Annotated in this window: 15 protein-coding genes; 6 read left to right on the top strand and 9 right to left on the bottom strand. The window is 65.6% G+C overall.

The genetic code is table 11. The features are described from left to right. Positions 1-23: 23 nt before the first annotated feature. The gene (locus tag FGK63_RS10505) at positions 24-383 is read left to right on the top strand and encodes a hypothetical protein (protein WP_138841920.1); all 360 of its coding nucleotides are present in this window, start codon (positions 24-26) and stop codon (positions 381-383) included. On the opposite strand, the gene FGK63_RS10500 is transcribed toward FGK63_RS10505, so the two are convergent. Continuing rightward, positions 380-1273, bottom strand: a complete 894-nt coding sequence (locus tag FGK63_RS10500) for a glycosyltransferase family 2 protein (RefSeq protein WP_138841918.1) — start codon at positions 1271-1273, stop codon at positions 380-382. The genes FGK63_RS10505 and FGK63_RS10500 overlap by 4 nt on opposite strands. After that, positions 1257-2597, bottom strand: a complete 1341-nt coding sequence (proS, locus tag FGK63_RS10495) for a proline--tRNA ligase (protein WP_138841916.1) — start codon at positions 2595-2597, stop codon at positions 1257-1259. Before proS ends, FGK63_RS10500 begins: the two co-directional genes overlap by 17 nt. A 170-nt stretch (positions 2598-2767) precedes the next feature. On the opposite strand from proS, the gene FGK63_RS10490 reads away from it, so the two are divergent. The 5 genes from FGK63_RS10490 to FGK63_RS10470 all read left to right on the top strand — a co-directional run bounded on the left by FGK63_RS10490 (position 2768) and on the right by FGK63_RS10470 (position 8553). Further along, positions 2768-4132 (top strand): FAD-dependent oxidoreductase, encoded by a 1365-nt coding sequence (locus FGK63_RS10490; protein ID WP_138841914.1) that lies wholly within the window; start codon positions 2768-2770, stop codon positions 4130-4132. Continuing rightward, entirely contained in the window at positions 4132-5106 is a 975-nt protein-coding gene (locus FGK63_RS10485; RefSeq protein WP_138841912.1) for an isopenicillin N synthase family dioxygenase, read from the top strand. Before FGK63_RS10490 ends, FGK63_RS10485 begins: the two co-directional genes overlap by 1 nt. Before the next feature lie 89 nt (positions 5107-5195). Further along, on the top strand, positions 5196-6269 hold the full coding sequence (locus FGK63_RS10480; protein WP_138841911.1) for an AI-2E family transporter: 1074 nt from the start codon (positions 5196-5198) through the stop codon (positions 6267-6269). Continuing rightward, positions 6270-6959 carry an HdaA/DnaA family protein gene (locus FGK63_RS10475; RefSeq protein WP_138841909.1) on the top strand — a complete coding sequence of 230 codons (690 nt, stop codon included), beginning with the start codon at positions 6270-6272 and terminating at the stop codon, positions 6957-6959. 49 nt (positions 6960-7008) lie between these two features. Continuing rightward, positions 7009-8553, top strand: coding sequence for a Ppx/GppA family phosphatase (locus FGK63_RS10470; protein ID WP_138841907.1), 1545 nt, complete (start codon positions 7009-7011; stop codon positions 8551-8553). A 32-nt stretch (positions 8554-8585) separates the two neighbouring features. Here FGK63_RS10470 and FGK63_RS10465 read toward each other — a convergent pair whose 3' ends face one another. The 7 genes from FGK63_RS10465 to scpA all read right to left on the bottom strand — a co-directional run bounded on the left by FGK63_RS10465 (position 8586) and on the right by scpA (position 14536). Beyond that, complete coding sequence (locus FGK63_RS10465; RefSeq protein ID WP_138841905.1) at positions 8586-8972, bottom strand: hypothetical protein; 387 nt, start codon at positions 8970-8972, stop codon at positions 8586-8588. 38 nt (positions 8973-9010) lie between these two features. Further along, entirely contained in the window at positions 9011-10024 is a 1014-nt protein-coding gene (locus FGK63_RS10460) for an endonuclease/exonuclease/phosphatase family protein (protein ID WP_138841903.1), read from the bottom strand. Between the two features lie 4 nt (positions 10025-10028). Then, the gene (locus tag FGK63_RS10455; RefSeq protein WP_138841901.1) at positions 10029-10709 is read right to left on the bottom strand and encodes a molecular chaperone DjiA; all 681 of its coding nucleotides are present in this window, start codon (positions 10707-10709) and stop codon (positions 10029-10031) included. A gap of 9 nt (positions 10710-10718) precedes the next feature. Continuing rightward, positions 10719-11243, bottom strand: a complete 525-nt coding sequence (locus FGK63_RS10450) for a GNAT family N-acetyltransferase (protein WP_138841899.1) — start codon at positions 11241-11243, stop codon at positions 10719-10721. After that, positions 11240-11842 carry a VOC family protein gene (locus FGK63_RS10445; protein WP_138841897.1) on the bottom strand — a complete coding sequence of 201 codons (603 nt, stop codon included), beginning with the start codon at positions 11840-11842 and terminating at the stop codon, positions 11240-11242. The genes FGK63_RS10450 and FGK63_RS10445 overlap by 4 nt, the downstream gene beginning before the upstream one ends. A gap of 74 nt (positions 11843-11916) precedes the next feature. Next, positions 11917-12402, bottom strand: a complete 486-nt coding sequence (locus tag FGK63_RS10440) for an MAPEG family protein (RefSeq protein WP_138841895.1) — start codon at positions 12400-12402, stop codon at positions 11917-11919. 7 nt (positions 12403-12409) lie between these two features. Continuing rightward, positions 12410-14536 (bottom strand): methylmalonyl-CoA mutase, encoded by a 2127-nt coding sequence (gene scpA, locus FGK63_RS10435; protein ID WP_138841893.1) that lies wholly within the window; start codon positions 14534-14536, stop codon positions 12410-12412. Between the last annotated feature and the right edge of the window lie 102 nt (positions 14537-14638).

Below are 14638 nucleotides of genomic sequence, written 5' to 3'. Positions count from 1 at the left end.
ACGATTGGAGCGAGGGTACGCTCATGGATTTTCATAATCACTTTGGAAGCCCCAGACTGGCCGGGGTCACGAACACCTCATCCGACATGGACTGCGAAACGGCGGCGCTGCTGCGGGCGGCCATCCGTCCGCTGTTCACGAACGCGGCCAATTGGGGGTCGCTGGCGGACATTCTGAGGGAAAAGGGATACCGGCTTGCGTTCCGCGACGGGCGGCTGTGCCTGACGGACACGCGAACGGGCGCGCGGGTCTGCGGGCTGCGGTTTCTTGGGCTGGACCTGAAGGACCTGGTCCGCAAGCTGGGACGCCCCGTCGTGATCGCCCGAGGCGACCAGGCCGACGGCGACATTCTGAGTGCGCGCCCGGGTGACGCGAACGCCTAGAAACGACGCCAGGGCTGCAGCGAACGGCGCAGGGTCTTGAAGAAGCTATGGCGCGCCGCAGCCTTGATGGACCTGGGGGTATCCGGCCTTCGCAAAACTTCCAGTAACAGGGACGCCGGCATGTGCCCCCGGCGGTAGTACGTTTCAAAATCGCCTTGGGTCAGGTTTTGCGCCGCGCGATACCCGGCAAAGTACTTCTCCCACACGCGGGCATAATCCTTGGCGGTCCGCGCAGCGTCGCCGGAAATCCCGCGAGTCCAGAACAGCGAAACCGGATGCTCCATCCGCTCGCCGCGATATCCCTCGCTGATCAGGCGCAGAACCAGGTCATAATCGGCGGCGACGGGAAACTGCGTGTCGTGCCCGCCGAGTCCCAGAAACACGTCGCGCCGCAGGAAAACCGAATTGTGGCAGAACGGCATCCTCTGCAGCACCGCCTTGAGCGACATGCGGTACCGCACGGCATTGCCGTCGTCGCCGGTGTGCCCAAGCGTGGCCCCGTACAGGAAATCCGGGCGGCAGCTGGCAAGACGTTCGGCCGCCTCGTTCAGCACGCCGTCCGAGGCCAGCGCGTCGTCGGAATTCAGGAACAGCACATAGTCGCCCCGGGCCGCTTCGACCCCTCGGTTCATGGCGTCATAGAGCCCGCCATCCGGCGCGCTGATCAGGCGCGATCTGGGGGCGCCGTCAATCAGGCCCCGGATGAACTCGACGGTTCCGTCCGTCGAAGCGCCGTCCTGAATGACGTGTTCGGCCACGGGACAATTCTGCCGCGCCATGCAATCCACGACGCGGCGGAAACTGTCTCCCCTGCCCTGCGACAACAGATTGTAGGTCGCCGTAACGACCGAGATCAGCGGCTTGCCGGTCGGGTCAGCCTGTGCGCCCATAGATCCCGGCGATCTGCCTGACCGCCGCCTCGGGGCTCAGTTCCTCGCTTTCGCCGGTGCGGCGGCTGGTCAGTTCGACCACGCCGTTCTTGAGGCCGCGCGGTCCGACGGTGATGCGCCAGGGCAGGCCGATCAGGTCCATGGTCGCGAACTTACCGCCCGCGCGTTCATTGCGGTCGTCGTAGAGCGGCTCCAGCCCGAGCGCGGTCAGCGCGGCGTAAAGCTGTTCGCAGGCCGCATCCGCCTCGTCGTCGCCCTGCTTGAGGTTGACGATGCCGCAATGGAAGGGCGTCACCCCCTCGGGCCAGATGATGCCCTTGTCGTCGTGGCTGGCCTCGATGATGGCGCCCACCAGGCGGCTGACGCCGATGCCGTGGCTGCCCATGTGAACCGGCACCTGCTTGCCGTCGGGGCCCTGCACGTTGGCGCCCATCGGCTCGGAATACTTGGTGCCGAAGTAGAAGATCTGCCCCACCTCGATGCCGCGGGCCGAACGGCGGCGGCCTTCGGGGATCTGTTGGAACACGGCCTCGTCGTGGGTTTCGTCGGTGCGGGCGTAGAGCGAGGTGAACTCTTCCATCACCGCCTGGCACTGCGCCTTGTCGTCATAGTCGATCTCGCGGCTGCCCAGGCGGATGTCGGTCACGGCGCTGTCATAGAACACCTCGGATTCGCCGGTGTCGGCCAAAACCAGGAATTCGTGGGTGTCGTCGCCGCCGATGGGCCCGCTGTCCGCGCGCATCGGGATCGCCTGCAGGCCCATCCGTTCGTAGGTGCGGATATAGCTCACCAGGTGGCGGTTGTAGGCGTGCAGCGCGTCTTCCTTGGTCAGGTCGAAGTTGTAGCCGTCCTTCATCAGGAACTCGCGCCCCCGCATCACGCCGAAGCGCGGGCGGATCTCGTCGCGGAACTTCCACTGGATGTGGTAGAGCGTCAGAGGCAGGTCCTTGTAGCTGCTGACATGGCCGCGGAAGATGTCGGTGATCAGTTCTTCGTTGGTGGGACCGTAGAGGATGTCGCGGTCGTGACGGTCCTTGATCCGCAGCATCTCCTGGCCGTAGTCGTCATAGCGGCCGCTTTCGCGCCACAGGTCGGCCGATTGCAGCGTCGGCATCAGCATCGGGATGTGCCCGGCGCGGATCTGTTCTTCGTGGACGATGTTCTCGATCTTGCGCAGCACCTTGAAGCCTAGGGGAAGCCACGAGTAGATTCCGGCGGCGGCTTGCTTGATCATCCCGGCGCGCAGCATCAGGCGATGGCTGACGATCTGGGCCTCCGAAGGGTTCTCCTTGAGAACAGGCAGAAAATAGCGGGACAGGCGCATAGGCTCTCTCTTTTTCGTCACACGGGCGGTTTTGTTGGCGGTCTATGCGATCAACGCGCGACAGGCAATCGGACTCTGGCGCTTTTGCGACCGGGCGCTGGTCGCATTTTAGATTGACTGGCCGATCAAGAACTCAAATGGTGGCGCCAACCGAAGTTGAGGGGGGCCAGATGGAACATATTTCGGAACCGGCACGCCAGACGCCAGTAACCCACAAGACGGACGTATTGGTGGTCGGATCGGGTCCGGCCGGGCTGGCGGCGGCCCTTGCCGCGGCGCGCGCCGGGGCCGAGGTGTCGCTGATGGACCGGTTCGGCTGTTTCGGCGGCAACATCACGGCGGTCGGCGTCGAAGGGTTCGCCTGGTACCGGCACGAAAAGACGGTCGAGGCCGGCGGCATCGGCTGGGAATTCGAGCAGCGCGCCAAGGAGATGGGCGCGGCCGTCCCGGAAAGCCAGTCGCTGAGCTATGAGCTCGACAGCGAGGGGTTCAAGCTGGTGGCCGACAGGCTAGTGGAAGAGGCCGGCATCCATCCGATGCTACACCGGCAATTCGTCGCGCCGATCATGGAAGGCGACCGCGTCGTCGGCGTGATCGCGGAATCCAAGGCGGGCCGCGAGGCGATCCTGGCCAGGGTGGTGATCGACGCGACCGGCGACGCCGACGTGGCCGAACGCGCGGGTGCGCCGACCTGCAAGAGCGCGCCGGAGAAGATGATGGCCGCCTCGGTCATGTTCCACCTTGCCGGCGTGGACAAGCGCGCCTTCATCGAGGGGATCAAGGCCGATCCCCAGACCTACAAGGATTGGGGCGGCGGCGGCGAATGGAACATCGAGACCTCGGGCAAGGAGGACGACATGTTCTCGCCCTTCATCCACAAGCCCTTCGCCCGGGCCATCGCCGAGGGCCTGATTCCGCCGCATCTGATCACCATCGCGGGGACATGGGGCGCGATGCATGACACGGGCGAGCTGACCTACATGAACCTGATCCACCTGGACCGGATCGACGGCACGGACCCGGACAGCCTGACCCGGGGCGAGATCGAGGGACGCCGCCAGACCATGCTGGCCATCGACGCGCTGCGCCGGTTCATGCCCGGCTGCGAAAACGCGCGGCTGCGCAATTTCGGCATGACCATCGGCATCCGGGACACCCGCAAGATCGACGCCGTCTACAACATGACCGAGTCGGATGTCCGCAACCAGGGCCGGTTCGAGGACTCGATCGGCATCTATCCCGAGTTCATCGACGGCTACGGCATCCTGATCCTGCCGACCACCGGGCGCTACATGCAGATCCCCTATCGCTCCATGCTGCCCAAGGGGGTGAAGGGGTTGCTGGTCGCCGGACGCTCGACCGGCGGCGACCGGATCGCGCACGCGGCGACGCGCAACATGGCCTGCTGCGCGGTCCAGGGACAGGGCGCGGGCATCGCGGCGGCGATCGCGCTGACCAGCAACCGCGAGCTGGACGAGCTTGACATGGCGGCCGTCCGGAAGGAGCTGGACCGGCAAGGCGTGAGGATCCACTGATGGAACGCATCCCGACGATCGACATTTCGCCGTTGCGCGACGCTGGCCACCCGGACCGGGCGGCAACCGTCGGGCGCATCCTGGACGCCTGCACCGGCATCGGCTTTCTTTCGGTCACCGGGACAGGCGTCGCCCAGGAAACGATCGAGGCAATGCGCACCGTCGTCCGCCAGATCTTCGACGTGCCTGAGCCGGACAAATGGGATCAGGCGATCACCCGCCAGAATTACCGCGGCTACATTCCGATGGGGTTCTTCACGCCCAATGACGGCAGCGGCACTCCGGACAGGTACGAGGGGTACAAGCTGCATCAGGAAGTTCCGGAGGACGCGCCGATCCGGGCCGCCTGCCCTCTTTACGGGCCGAACCGCTGGCCGCGCGAAGTGCCGGCCGCGCGGAAAACCATCTTGGGCTATTGGGCCGAGCTTGACGCCGTGGCCCTCCTGTTGCTCGGCGCTCTGGAGGATGGTCTCGGTCTTGAAGCCGGCGTCCTGCGCAGCGCGTTCGAGGACCCGCTGACCAACATGACCCTGCTGCACTATCCGCCGCAGGCGCCCGACGAGGACGGGTACGGCATTCACCCCCACAAGGACACCGATGCCCTGACCATCATCGCGCCCGATCCCGTCGGCGGGCTGGAGGTGCGCACGCGAGGCGGCGACTGGATCACGCCCGATTGCCCGCCGGGCGGTTTCGTCGTCAACATCGGCGACATGCTGGAGCTGTGGTCCGGCGGACGGCTGAAATCCACGCCGCACCGGGTGGTGAACCGTTCGGGACAGGAACGCTATTCCTTCCCCTATTTCGCCGTGCCGCGGCACGATGTCGTCGTGAAACCGCTGCTGGAGCCGATCCCCGGATTCGACCGGCCCGCGGTCCATTGCGGCCACTGGTCGGCGGAAATCTGGCGCACCAACTGGTCCGACGAGACCGCGGGCGACGACACGCCCGAGCTTGGCACCTTGCACAACTGAACGGCGATTTCCCCGGTCCCCGAATTGCTTGCATCGCGCGCGCCCATGGGCCAAGTAAGTTTGCAAGTGCCGCAACGAAGGAACGCACGATGGCTTTGCCGGTGAGGGACCAGCTCAGGTATTGGGGTATTGCGGCGGCGGTCTTCGTCCTTGTCCTGTGGCTGCTGGGGGACGTTCTGCTGCCCTTCGTGATCGGCGGCGCCATCGCCTATTTCCTGGACCCGGTGGCGGACCGGCTGGAAGGGCTGGGCCTGTCGCGCATCGCCGCCACGGCGCTTATCAGCATCGTCGGCATGGTCGTTTTCGTCCTTGCCCTGGTGATGGTGGTGCCCGCCCTCGTCACCCAGCTGGTCGAACTGACCGAAGCGTTTCCGCAGCTCTTCAAGAACTTCCGCACGTTCATCGAAGAGCGGTTCCCCGCGATTCTGGACCGGAATTCCAACACGCATCAGTTCCTTGTCTCCGTCGGCGAAACGCTCAAATCCAAGACCGGAGAGGTCGTACAGGCCATCGTCGCATCGGTGGGTTCCGCGATCAACGTCGTCATCCTGCTGGTGATCGTGCCTGTGGTGACGGTCTATCTGCTGCTGGACTGGGACCGGATGATCGCCCGGCTGGACCAGCTTTTGCCGCGGGATCACGCGCCGGTGATCCGGCGGCTGGCGGGCGACATCGACAACGTGCTGGCGTCCTTCGTGCGCGGCATGGGCAGCGTCTGCCTGATCCTCGGCACCTACTATGCCGTGGCCCTGATGGCGGTCGGCCTGCAATTCGGCCTGATCGTGGGCTTCATCGCGGGGCTGATCACCTTCATTCCCTATCTCGGCTCGCTGATCGGAGGCTCGCTGGCGATCGGGCTGGCGCTGTTCCAGTTCTGGGGCGACTGGGCCTCAATCGGGCTGGTCGCCGCCATTTTCGTCACCGGCCAGGTGGTCGAGGGGAATTTCCTGACCCCCAAGCTGGTCGGCAGTTCCGTCGGTCTGCATCCGGTCTGGCTGTTGCTGGCGCTGTCGGTCTTCGGCGCCCTGTTCGGCTTTGTCGGAATGCTGATCGCGGTTCCGGTGGCCGCGGCCCTGGGCGTGCTTGCGCGATTTGCCACGGGGCAGTATCTGACCAGCCGCCTGTATACGGGGCTTGTCGGACAGGAGCAGGACGACGACTGAATGGCCAGACAACTGAGCTTTGATCTGCCAGCCAAGACGGCGCTGGGGCGGGAGGATTTCTTTGTCTCGCCGGCAAACGCCCTGGCTGTCGCGATGATCTCGGCCTCGTCCTGGCCGGGAAAGAAGATGGTGCTGAGCGGCCCCGCCGGATCCGGCAAGACCCATCTGGCCCATGTCTGGGCGGGCGAGACCGGCGGGCGGATCGTGCAGGCGGCGGCGCTGGGGCACGAGGACGTGCCCGACCTGGCCCGCGGCCCGGTCGCGGTAGAGGACGTGCCCGATATCGCTGGCGACATGGAGCAGCAGAAGACCCTGTTCCACCTGCACAACCTCGTGCTGGCCGAGGGCAAGGCCCTGCTGATGACCGGCCGTCTGACGCCCAACCTCTGGCATCTGCCCCTTGCGGATCTGCAAAGCCGGATCGAGGGCGCGCATCACGTGGCGCTGGAGCCGCCCGACGACGCGCTGCTCTGCGCTGTGCTTGCCAAACTGTTCGTGGACCGGCAACTCAACCCGCGCCCCGAGGTTATTCCCTATCTGGTGAAACACATGGACCGCCGCTTTGCGACCGCCGCCGAGGTGGTCCGGCGTCTGGACCGCGTCGCGCTGGCCGAAAAGCGCGAGATCACCCGCGCGCTCGCCATCCGGGTGCTCAACGATGACGCAGATGCCGCACGGGCCGGCAATTGACCTGAAACACGGGATTTCGCATCCTGCCAGCGGCAAGGGCCGGAGAAAGATGGACAAACCAGCCGAAACCACCGTTCCCGATTGGGGGCCATTTGGCCGACCCTTGTTCGACGACCCCAGCGCCCGCGCCCTGTCCCGGGTCGGCGTGGTGGATGTGGGATCGAACTCGGTCCGGATGGTCGTCTTCGACGGGGCTGCCCGCTCGCCCGCTTATTTCTACAACGAAAAGGTCATGTGCGCCCTGGGTGCCGGCCTGTCCGATACCGGCCGCCTGAACCCGCGCGGCCGCGTCCGCGCGATGGACGCCCTCAGACGTTTCCAGCATCTGGCCGCCGATCTCGATCTGCCGCCCCTGCACGCGGTGGCGACGGCCGCCGTTCGCGAGGCGTCCGACGGGCCCGAGTTCTGCGCCGAAGTCGAAAGAGAAACCGGTCTGCGCATCGCCGTCATCAACGGCGAGGAAGAGGCCCGGCTTTCCGCGCAGGGTGTGCTGCTGGGATGGCCGGGCGCGCACGGTCTGATCTGCGACATTGGCGGGTCTTCTATGGAACTGGCCGAGATCGGCGGCGGCAAGGTCGGGCGCCGGGTCAGCACGCCGCTCGGCCCGCTGAAGCTCAAGGACATCAAGGGCGGCCGGCGTGGCCGCAAGGACCACATCAAGGCGGTCATGGAAGATCTGACGAACCGGCTTGGCCCCCAGCGGGACAGGCTGTTTCTGGTTGGCGGCAGCTGGCGCGCCTTTGCCCGTATCGACATGCTGCGGCGGGGATACCCGCTGAAGGTCCTGCACGAATACCGCATGACCACGAAACAGGTCCGGGACACGATCAAGTTCATCGAAGCGTCAGATCCCGAAAAGATCCGCTCCAAGGCGGGCGTGTCCGGGTCGCGCATGGCGCTGCTGCCCTATGCGATGGACGTGCTGTCGCGCCTGATCCGGACCTTCAAGCCCAAGGACATCGCCATATCGAGCTACGGCATCCGCGAGGGGCTGCTTTACGAACAGATGCCGCAGCGCCTGCGGGACCGCGATCCGCTGATCGAAGCCAGTTACTTCTCCGAAGCCAAGGATGCCCGCCTGCCGGGATTCGGCAAACATCTGTTCGACTTCGTCATGCCGCTGTTCCGCTCGGCTCCGGCGTCGAAGGTGCGGCTGATCAAGGCGGCCTGCCTGCTGCACGATGTCTCGTGGCGGGCGCATCCGGATTACCGGGCCGAAATCTGTTTCGACAACGTGACCCGCGCGAACCTGGGCGGCCTGAAGCATTCCGAGCGCATTTTCATCGGTCTCGCGCTTCAGCATCGCTACCGGAACAAGCGCGAAAGCGATCAGTTCGAGGCGCTTTACGGATTGCTCGACGAGAACGGCCAGAAGCAGGCCGAAGTTCTGGGCAAGGCCATGCGTTTTGGCGCGATGCTCTGGATGCAGCATGAGGTCAAGATGGGCAGGCTGCGCTTCTATCCGAAAAAGAAGGTGCTTGAGCTCGTCCTGCCCAAGGCCACGGTTCCGCTATTCAGCGAAGTGGCCGAGGCCAGGCTGAAATCCCTTGCGGATGCGCTCAAGTCCGAGGTCAAGGTGACCGTGCAGAAATGACGTGTGGGTCGGTAGACGGCCCCTGTCCCCGGCTAGATGTCGGTTCCGCCGTCCGGCGCCTCTGGTCCCTCGTTCTGGCCGTCGTCCTGCGGTGCGTCCGGTTCGGGCTGCGGCTTCTTGCGAATGATGATGTCGCCGTTGGGCAGCATTTCAGGCGCCTCATAGGCGCTCCAGTCGCGGACCTCGGTCGCCAGTTCGGCCAGCGCCGGGCCCATCACTTCGAGAAACGACCGGATCGAGGGGCCGAATTCTTCGGCCATGCCCCGCAGGCTGTCCAGCGCCGGCTCCATTTCCTGCCGCAGCCCTTCGAAGAACAGCTCGGCCCCCTGTTCCATCAGGGACGGCCCGGTCTCTTCTTCGGCGGCGGCGGGAAGGGCGGGCAGGCCGGCGATGGCGCAAATGGCAAGGAACCGTTTCATGTCTCGAATATAGGGCGCTGCCGGGCGTCCTTCAAAGGTCATATGTCGATATCGAGCGATACCGGGAAATGATCCGAGGCGGTCAGCAGGGCGTTGCGCAGCTCCGGCATCTGCCAGCATTCCACATCGTCGAACGGGTGCCAGATCCGCCAGGACGGCTGCCGCTCGCGCAAACCCGGGCTGATCATGATGTAGTCGAGCAGGGCCTGCAGATAGCGCCCCTTCTCCGGCAACTGGAACCGCGCGGTGGTGGGCAGAGGGCCGGGGCGCAGTTGCCGGGACTTGACGGCATTCGGGTCGTAAAGCCCCGCCTCCAGCAGGATTTCGACCGAGGACCGGCCGAACAGGTGTTCGAACTGGTCCAGCCCCGGGCCGTCGTTCAGATCGCCCATCAGGATCACGTTTTCGCCCGCCTCCAGGTGCCGCTCCAGCCGGGCCCGCAGCCAGATCGCCTGCGCCAGCTGCTTGCGCCGGTTGGAGATCGAGATCTGGATCTCCTCGTCCCGGGTCTCGGCGCCGTGCGGGTACTTGGACTTGAGATGCGCGCCGAGGATCCTCAGCTCGGTCCCGGACCGGGTACGCACCGCCAGTTCGATGGGCGGCTTGGAGAAGCGCACGATATCCTCGGTTGCATCGACATCCAGGTCGATGCGGAACGTGCCGTCGAACCGGGGCGCCTCGCCGCTGCCCTTCTTGCCGGTCGGCGGCCCTTGCGGATCGTGGCGCGCGGTCAGCCGGTCCGGGTCGTAGAGCATGGCCAGTTCCTGATGGGTTTCGTTGGCGAAACCCATAACCGCTTCGCGGGTGCGCAGGTCGAAAGCCCTGACGAACCGCTCGAGCGCCCGAATGGTGTTCTGCGTGCGCCCGGTATTGGGCGCTTCGACGATCATGACCGCGTCGGCGTCAAGCGCGGTCAGAACCTTGGCCACCGCTTCGACCTGCTGCGCCTTGGTGACGTCGTGCCGCCCGGACCAGCTGTCATCGACGATCAGCGCGTCGTTCCTGTCGAAGAGATTGGCGAACCATTCGATGTTGTAGGTCGCCAGCCGCATGGCATCACACCCGCGCGCCGTTGATCTCGTCCCAGGCGCGGTTGATGTCGATCATCCTTTTCTCGGCAAGGCGGATCGCCTCTTCGGGGACGCCGCGCGCCATCATCGCATCAGGATGCGTTTCGCGCACAAGCTGCCGCCAGATCTTGCGGATCTCCGGCAAGGGCATGTCCGGCGTCACCCCGAGAATGGTGTAGGGATCCGCCTGCGCGTCGGGAACGAAGCGCGCGCGCAGCGCCTTGAACTGCGCTTCGGTCTGGCCGAAGATCCGGCTGACCTCTTCCAAGAACTCGTTCTCGCCCGGGTGATAGAACCCGTCGGCCATCGCGATGTGGAAGAGACCCTCCATCAGGTCGCACAGGGTTGCGCTGTCTTCGGCGAACATCCGTTTGATCTTGCGCGCATAATCCTGATAGCCCGCGACATCGGTGCGCGCCATGTTGAACACGCGCGCCGCGCCGTCCTCGTCTTCCCGGGCGATCTGGAACACTTCGCGAAACGCCGTCACCTCGTCCCGCGTCACCTGCCCGTCCGCCTTGGCCATCTTGGCGCCAAGGGCGATCACGGCGATGGCGAAGGCGACGGATCTTTCGGGCGGCGTTCGCAGACGTTCGAACACCGCGGCCAGGCTTTCGCCTTTGGCCAATGCGCTGATCGCGTCGGAGATGCGGGTCCAGAGTGACATGGCCTCACCCTATCCTGCGCCGCTGCCCCTGTCAGGTGCAACCGTTCCCGCCCGGCCGAGAATTTTCTGCATCAGAACAAGGTCCAACCACCGCTCCCGCTTGCGCCCGACCTGCGGCAACCGGCCCACTTCGGCATAACCCAGGGCTGCGTGAAAGGCGATGCCCGCGGCGTTCTCGCCCGACACGCCCGCGACCAGCACGTGAACGCCGTTGTCCCGCGCCACCGCCTCCAGCCGGTGCATCAGTTCGCGCCCCAGCCCCTTGCCGCGCGCCTCCGGCCCCAGCTGCACGGTGTGTTCTCTGGTATGGACATAGCCCGGACCGGCGCGGAACGGGCCGTAGGTCGCGAAACCGGCAATGCCGCCGCCGAGTTCCGCGACCAGATAGGCCGGCCCCCGCGCCGCAATGTCCGCCGCGATCGCCTCGGGGGTCCGCAGATCGGTCGTGAAGGTGATCAGCGTGTCGCGGATGATCGCGTTGGTGATCGTCGCGATTGCCACGGCATCCTCCGGCGTTGCCGGGCGAACCGTCATTCCAGCACCCGCAGGCCGTGCGGTGTTTCGATTTCGGCCCGCAGTCCTGCCGGCCCCGTCACCAGTTCCACGCGCGGCAGAGACCCGAGCAGCGCCGACAGATCCCGCGCCTGCGGGTGCGCGACGACCAGCCGTTTCAGACTGCATCCGCTGGGTTCCAGCATGTTGCCGGGATGCAGGTCGCCCTGCCACTGGATGAGCGCCGGAAAGAGGTTGTCGTAGGGCAGGCGTCCGTCCCCGGGCACCGCCATCATCCAGCGCAGCGCGCCGCGTTCCAGATCGACAGGCGCGCCCGCCCCATCGGGCAGCCCGGCGAGGGCTGCGTCCAGGTCCTTTACCCGGCAGATCCAGTTGCTCAGCCGCGCGGGGCCGCTGAACCGGTCCAGGTCGAACCAGCGCGGCCGGTCCGGGTCGGGCGCATCAGGGTCGATGGCGATGGCTTCGAGGTAGAGCCCGTCCGCCAGCCCCAGCAGCCTGTTGTAGGTTCCGAATTTCGCATGGTGCCCGCCGGGCTGCATCCGGACGCCAAGCGCGGTTTCCACGCGCTCGGCGGCTTCGTCCAGCGTCGCGGCCGCGACCGCAAGATGATCGAGTTCCATGGCATCTCCTCCGTTGCCCGAACCCTACCTCTCCCGCCATCCGGCACAACGGAAAAAGCGGTGATGCGACGGCTTCAGACAAGCCAGGCGGTCAGCGACCACAGGGCCGCCAGCACGGTCGGATAGAAGGTCGCCGCGAAACCGAACCCGCGCAGCGGTGGCGAGCGGTGATAGCCGATCCAGAACAGGACCCGCGTCAGACCGAAGGACAGTCCCAGCGCGATCGCGACACCGCCGCCCAGCGTCAGCGCGGCGAAGGGCCAGATCGCGAGGGCGAGAACCAGTTGCTCGGCCGTGTTCGTCAGAACCCGCTGATCGATTTCGGCGGCGGTTCCCCGTGCGAAAGACTCTCCATCAATGATGGCGTCGTCGAAGAACCTGCGCTGCGCCAGCCGCCCGACCATTGCGGTCATCACCAGGCCGGGCAGCAGAAATGCCAGCGGCAGGGCCATCGGCAGAGGAAGGAAAGGCAGGTCAAGCTGCTGCGGTACCCCGACGACGGCGAACGCCCACAGCGCGCCCGCCGCCATTCCCGTCAGGATGACCGCGCGTTTTTGCATCGCGGGTTCAGCCGCGCGCCTCGGCGATCAGCTTCAGGATGTCCTGCGCCGCCTCGGGGATGTTCGTGCCCGGTCCGAAGATCGCCTTGACCCCGTGATCGTAGAGGAACTGGTAATCCTGCTGCGGGATCACCCCGCCGCAGATCACGATGATGTCCTCGGCACCGGCCTTTTTCAGTTCCTCGACCAGTTGCGGCGCCAGCGTCTTGTGGCCCGCGGCCTGGCTTGAGATGCCGATCACGTGGACGTCGTTGTCGATGGCGTCCTGCGCCGCTTCGGCGGGGGTCTGGAACAGCGGCCCCACATCCACGTCGAACCCGATGTCGGCAAAGGCCGTCGCGATCACCTTGGCGCCCCGGTCGTGACCGTCCTGCCCCATCTTGACGACCAGCAGGCGGGGACGGCGCCCTTCGGCCTCGGCGAATTCCTCGATCGACTTCTGGATCGCGGCAAAGCCCTCGTCACCCTCGTAGGCCGCGCCGTAGACCCCGGCCAGCGTCTTAACCTCGGCGCGATGACGGCCGAATTCCTTTTCCATCGCCATGCTGATCTCTCCTACGGATGCACGGGCGCGCGCGGCCTCGACAGCCGCCGCTAGCAGATTGCCGCCTTCCCGCGCGCAGCGGGTCAGCTCGTCCAGGGCCTTCTGGCAGGCGGTCTCGTCCCGCGTCGAACGGATGCGCTGCAACCGGGCGATCTGCGCGTCGCGCACGGCCACGTTGTCCACGTCCAGAATGTCGATCGGGTCTTCCTGCGCCTTGCGGTACTTGTTGACGCCTACGATCACCTCTTCGCCCCTGTCGATCATGGCCTGACGGCGCGCGGCGGATTCCTCGATCCTGAGCTTGGGCATGCCCGAGGCCACGGCCTTGGTCATGCCGCCCATCTCTTCGACCTCTTCCATCAGCGCCCAGGCCTTGTCGATCAGATCGTTGGTCAGGCTTTCGACATAGTAGGAGCCGGCCAGCGGATCGACCACGTCGGTCACGCCTGTCTCCTCCTGCAGAACCAGCTGCGTGTTCCGCGCGATCCGGGCCGAGAAATCGGTCGGCAGCGCGATGGCTTCGTCCAGCGCGTTGGTGTGCAGGGACTGGGTGCCGCCCAGAACCGCGCTCATCGCTTCGTAGGCGGTGCGGATCACGTTGTTGTAGGGGTCCTGCTCCTGCAGGCTCACGCCGGATGTCTGGCAATGGGTGCGCAGCATCTTGGAGCGTTCGGACTTGGCCCCGAACTCGGTCATCACGCGGTGCCAGAGCGTGCGCGCGGCGCGCAGCTTGGCGATCTCCATGAAGAAGTTCATGCCGATGGCGAAGAAGAACGACAGCCGCCCGGCGAACTTGTCCACGTCCATGCCCGCGTTGATCGCGGCGCGCACGTATTCGCGCCCGTCGGCCAGGGTATAGGCCAGTTCCTGCACCAGGTTCGCGCCGGCCTCCTGCATGTGATAGCCGGAGATCGAGATCGAATTGAACTTGGGCATCTCGTTCGACGTGTATTCGATGATGTCCGAGATGATCCGCATCGACGGTTCGGGCGGATAGATGTAGGTGTTGCGCACCATGAACTCTTTCAGAATGTCGTTCTGAATGGTTCCGGCCAGCAGCGACTTGTCATGCCCCTGCTCTTCTCCGGCGACGATGAAACTGGCGAGAATCGGGATCACCGCACCGTTCATGGTCATCGAAACCGAGACCTGGTCCAGCGGAATGCCGTCGAACAGGATCTTCATGTCCTCGACGCTGTCGATGGCCACCCCGGCCTTGCCGACGTCGCCGACCACGCGGGGGTGATCGCTGTCATAGCCGCGATGCGTCGCCAGGTCGAAGGCCACCGACACGCCCTGCTGACCGGCGGCCAGGTTGCGGCGGTAAAAGGCGTTCGATTCCTCGGCGGTGGAGAACCCGGCATATTGCCGGATGGTCCAGGGACGGCCCGCATACATCGTCGCCTTGACCCCGCGGGTGAAGGGGCCGAAACCCGGCAGCGATCCCATGTGCGGCAGGTTGGCCGTATCTTCTTCGGTATAGAGCGGTTTGACCTTGATGCCTTCCAGCGTCGTGCGGGTCAAATCGTCAACAGAACGGCCGCGCAGCTCCTTCTCAGCCAGCGCGCGCCAGTCGTCGGTCTTGCTCATTGCGTCTTCCTCTTGTCGATTCCAGTCGCGGCGGGCTCTGCCCCGCCGATCCTTCACTTTGCTTGTCGATCGGTTGCGTCGGGCCGTCAGGCCGGGCCAAAG

The organism is Ruegeria sediminis (assembly GCF_005938215.1).
Classification (GTDB): domain Bacteria; phylum Pseudomonadota; class Alphaproteobacteria; order Rhodobacterales; family Rhodobacteraceae; genus Ruegeria; species Ruegeria sediminis.
Note: the sequence above shows the minus strand (reverse complement) of the source record. Positions and strands in the feature narration are given on the sequence as shown.

Bases quoted from the DNA above. Each gene is read 5' to 3' on its own strand.
- FGK63_RS10505 (WP_138841920.1), top strand. From the start codon at position 24: ATGGATTTTCATAATCACTTTGGAAGCCCCAGACTGGCCGGGGTCACG.
- FGK63_RS10500 (WP_138841918.1), bottom strand. From the start codon at position 1,273: ATGGGCGCACAGGCTGACCCGACCGGCAAGCCGCTGATCTCGGTCGTT.
- proS (WP_138841916.1), bottom strand. From the start codon at position 2,597: ATGCGCCTGTCCCGCTATTTTCTGCCTGTTCTCAAGGAGAACCCTTCG.
- FGK63_RS10490 (WP_138841914.1), top strand. From the start codon at position 2,768: ATGGAACATATTTCGGAACCGGCACGCCAGACGCCAGTAACCCACAAG.
- FGK63_RS10485 (WP_138841912.1), top strand. From the start codon at position 4,132: ATGGAACGCATCCCGACGATCGACATTTCGCCGTTGCGCGACGCTGGC.
- FGK63_RS10480 (WP_138841911.1), top strand. From the start codon at position 5,196: ATGGCTTTGCCGGTGAGGGACCAGCTCAGGTATTGGGGTATTGCGGCG.
- FGK63_RS10475 (WP_138841909.1), top strand. From the start codon at position 6,270: ATGGCCAGACAACTGAGCTTTGATCTGCCAGCCAAGACGGCGCTGGGG.
- FGK63_RS10470 (WP_138841907.1), top strand. From the start codon at position 7,009: ATGGACAAACCAGCCGAAACCACCGTTCCCGATTGGGGGCCATTTGGC.
- FGK63_RS10465 (WP_138841905.1), bottom strand. From the start codon at position 8,972: ATGAAACGGTTCCTTGCCATTTGCGCCATCGCCGGCCTGCCCGCCCTT.
- FGK63_RS10460 (WP_138841903.1), bottom strand. From the start codon at position 10,024: ATGCGGCTGGCGACCTACAACATCGAATGGTTCGCCAATCTCTTCGAC.
- FGK63_RS10455 (WP_138841901.1), bottom strand. From the start codon at position 10,709: ATGTCACTCTGGACCCGCATCTCCGACGCGATCAGCGCATTGGCCAAA.
- FGK63_RS10450 (WP_138841899.1), bottom strand. From the start codon at position 11,243: ATGACGGTTCGCCCGGCAACGCCGGAGGATGCCGTGGCAATCGCGACG.
- FGK63_RS10445 (WP_138841897.1), bottom strand. From the start codon at position 11,842: ATGGAACTCGATCATCTTGCGGTCGCGGCCGCGACGCTGGACGAAGCC.
- FGK63_RS10440 (WP_138841895.1), bottom strand. From the start codon at position 12,402: ATGCAAAAACGCGCGGTCATCCTGACGGGAATGGCGGCGGGCGCGCTG.
- scpA (WP_138841893.1), bottom strand. From the start codon at position 14,536: ATGAGCAAGACCGACGACTGGCGCGCGCTGGCTGAGAAGGAGCTGCGC.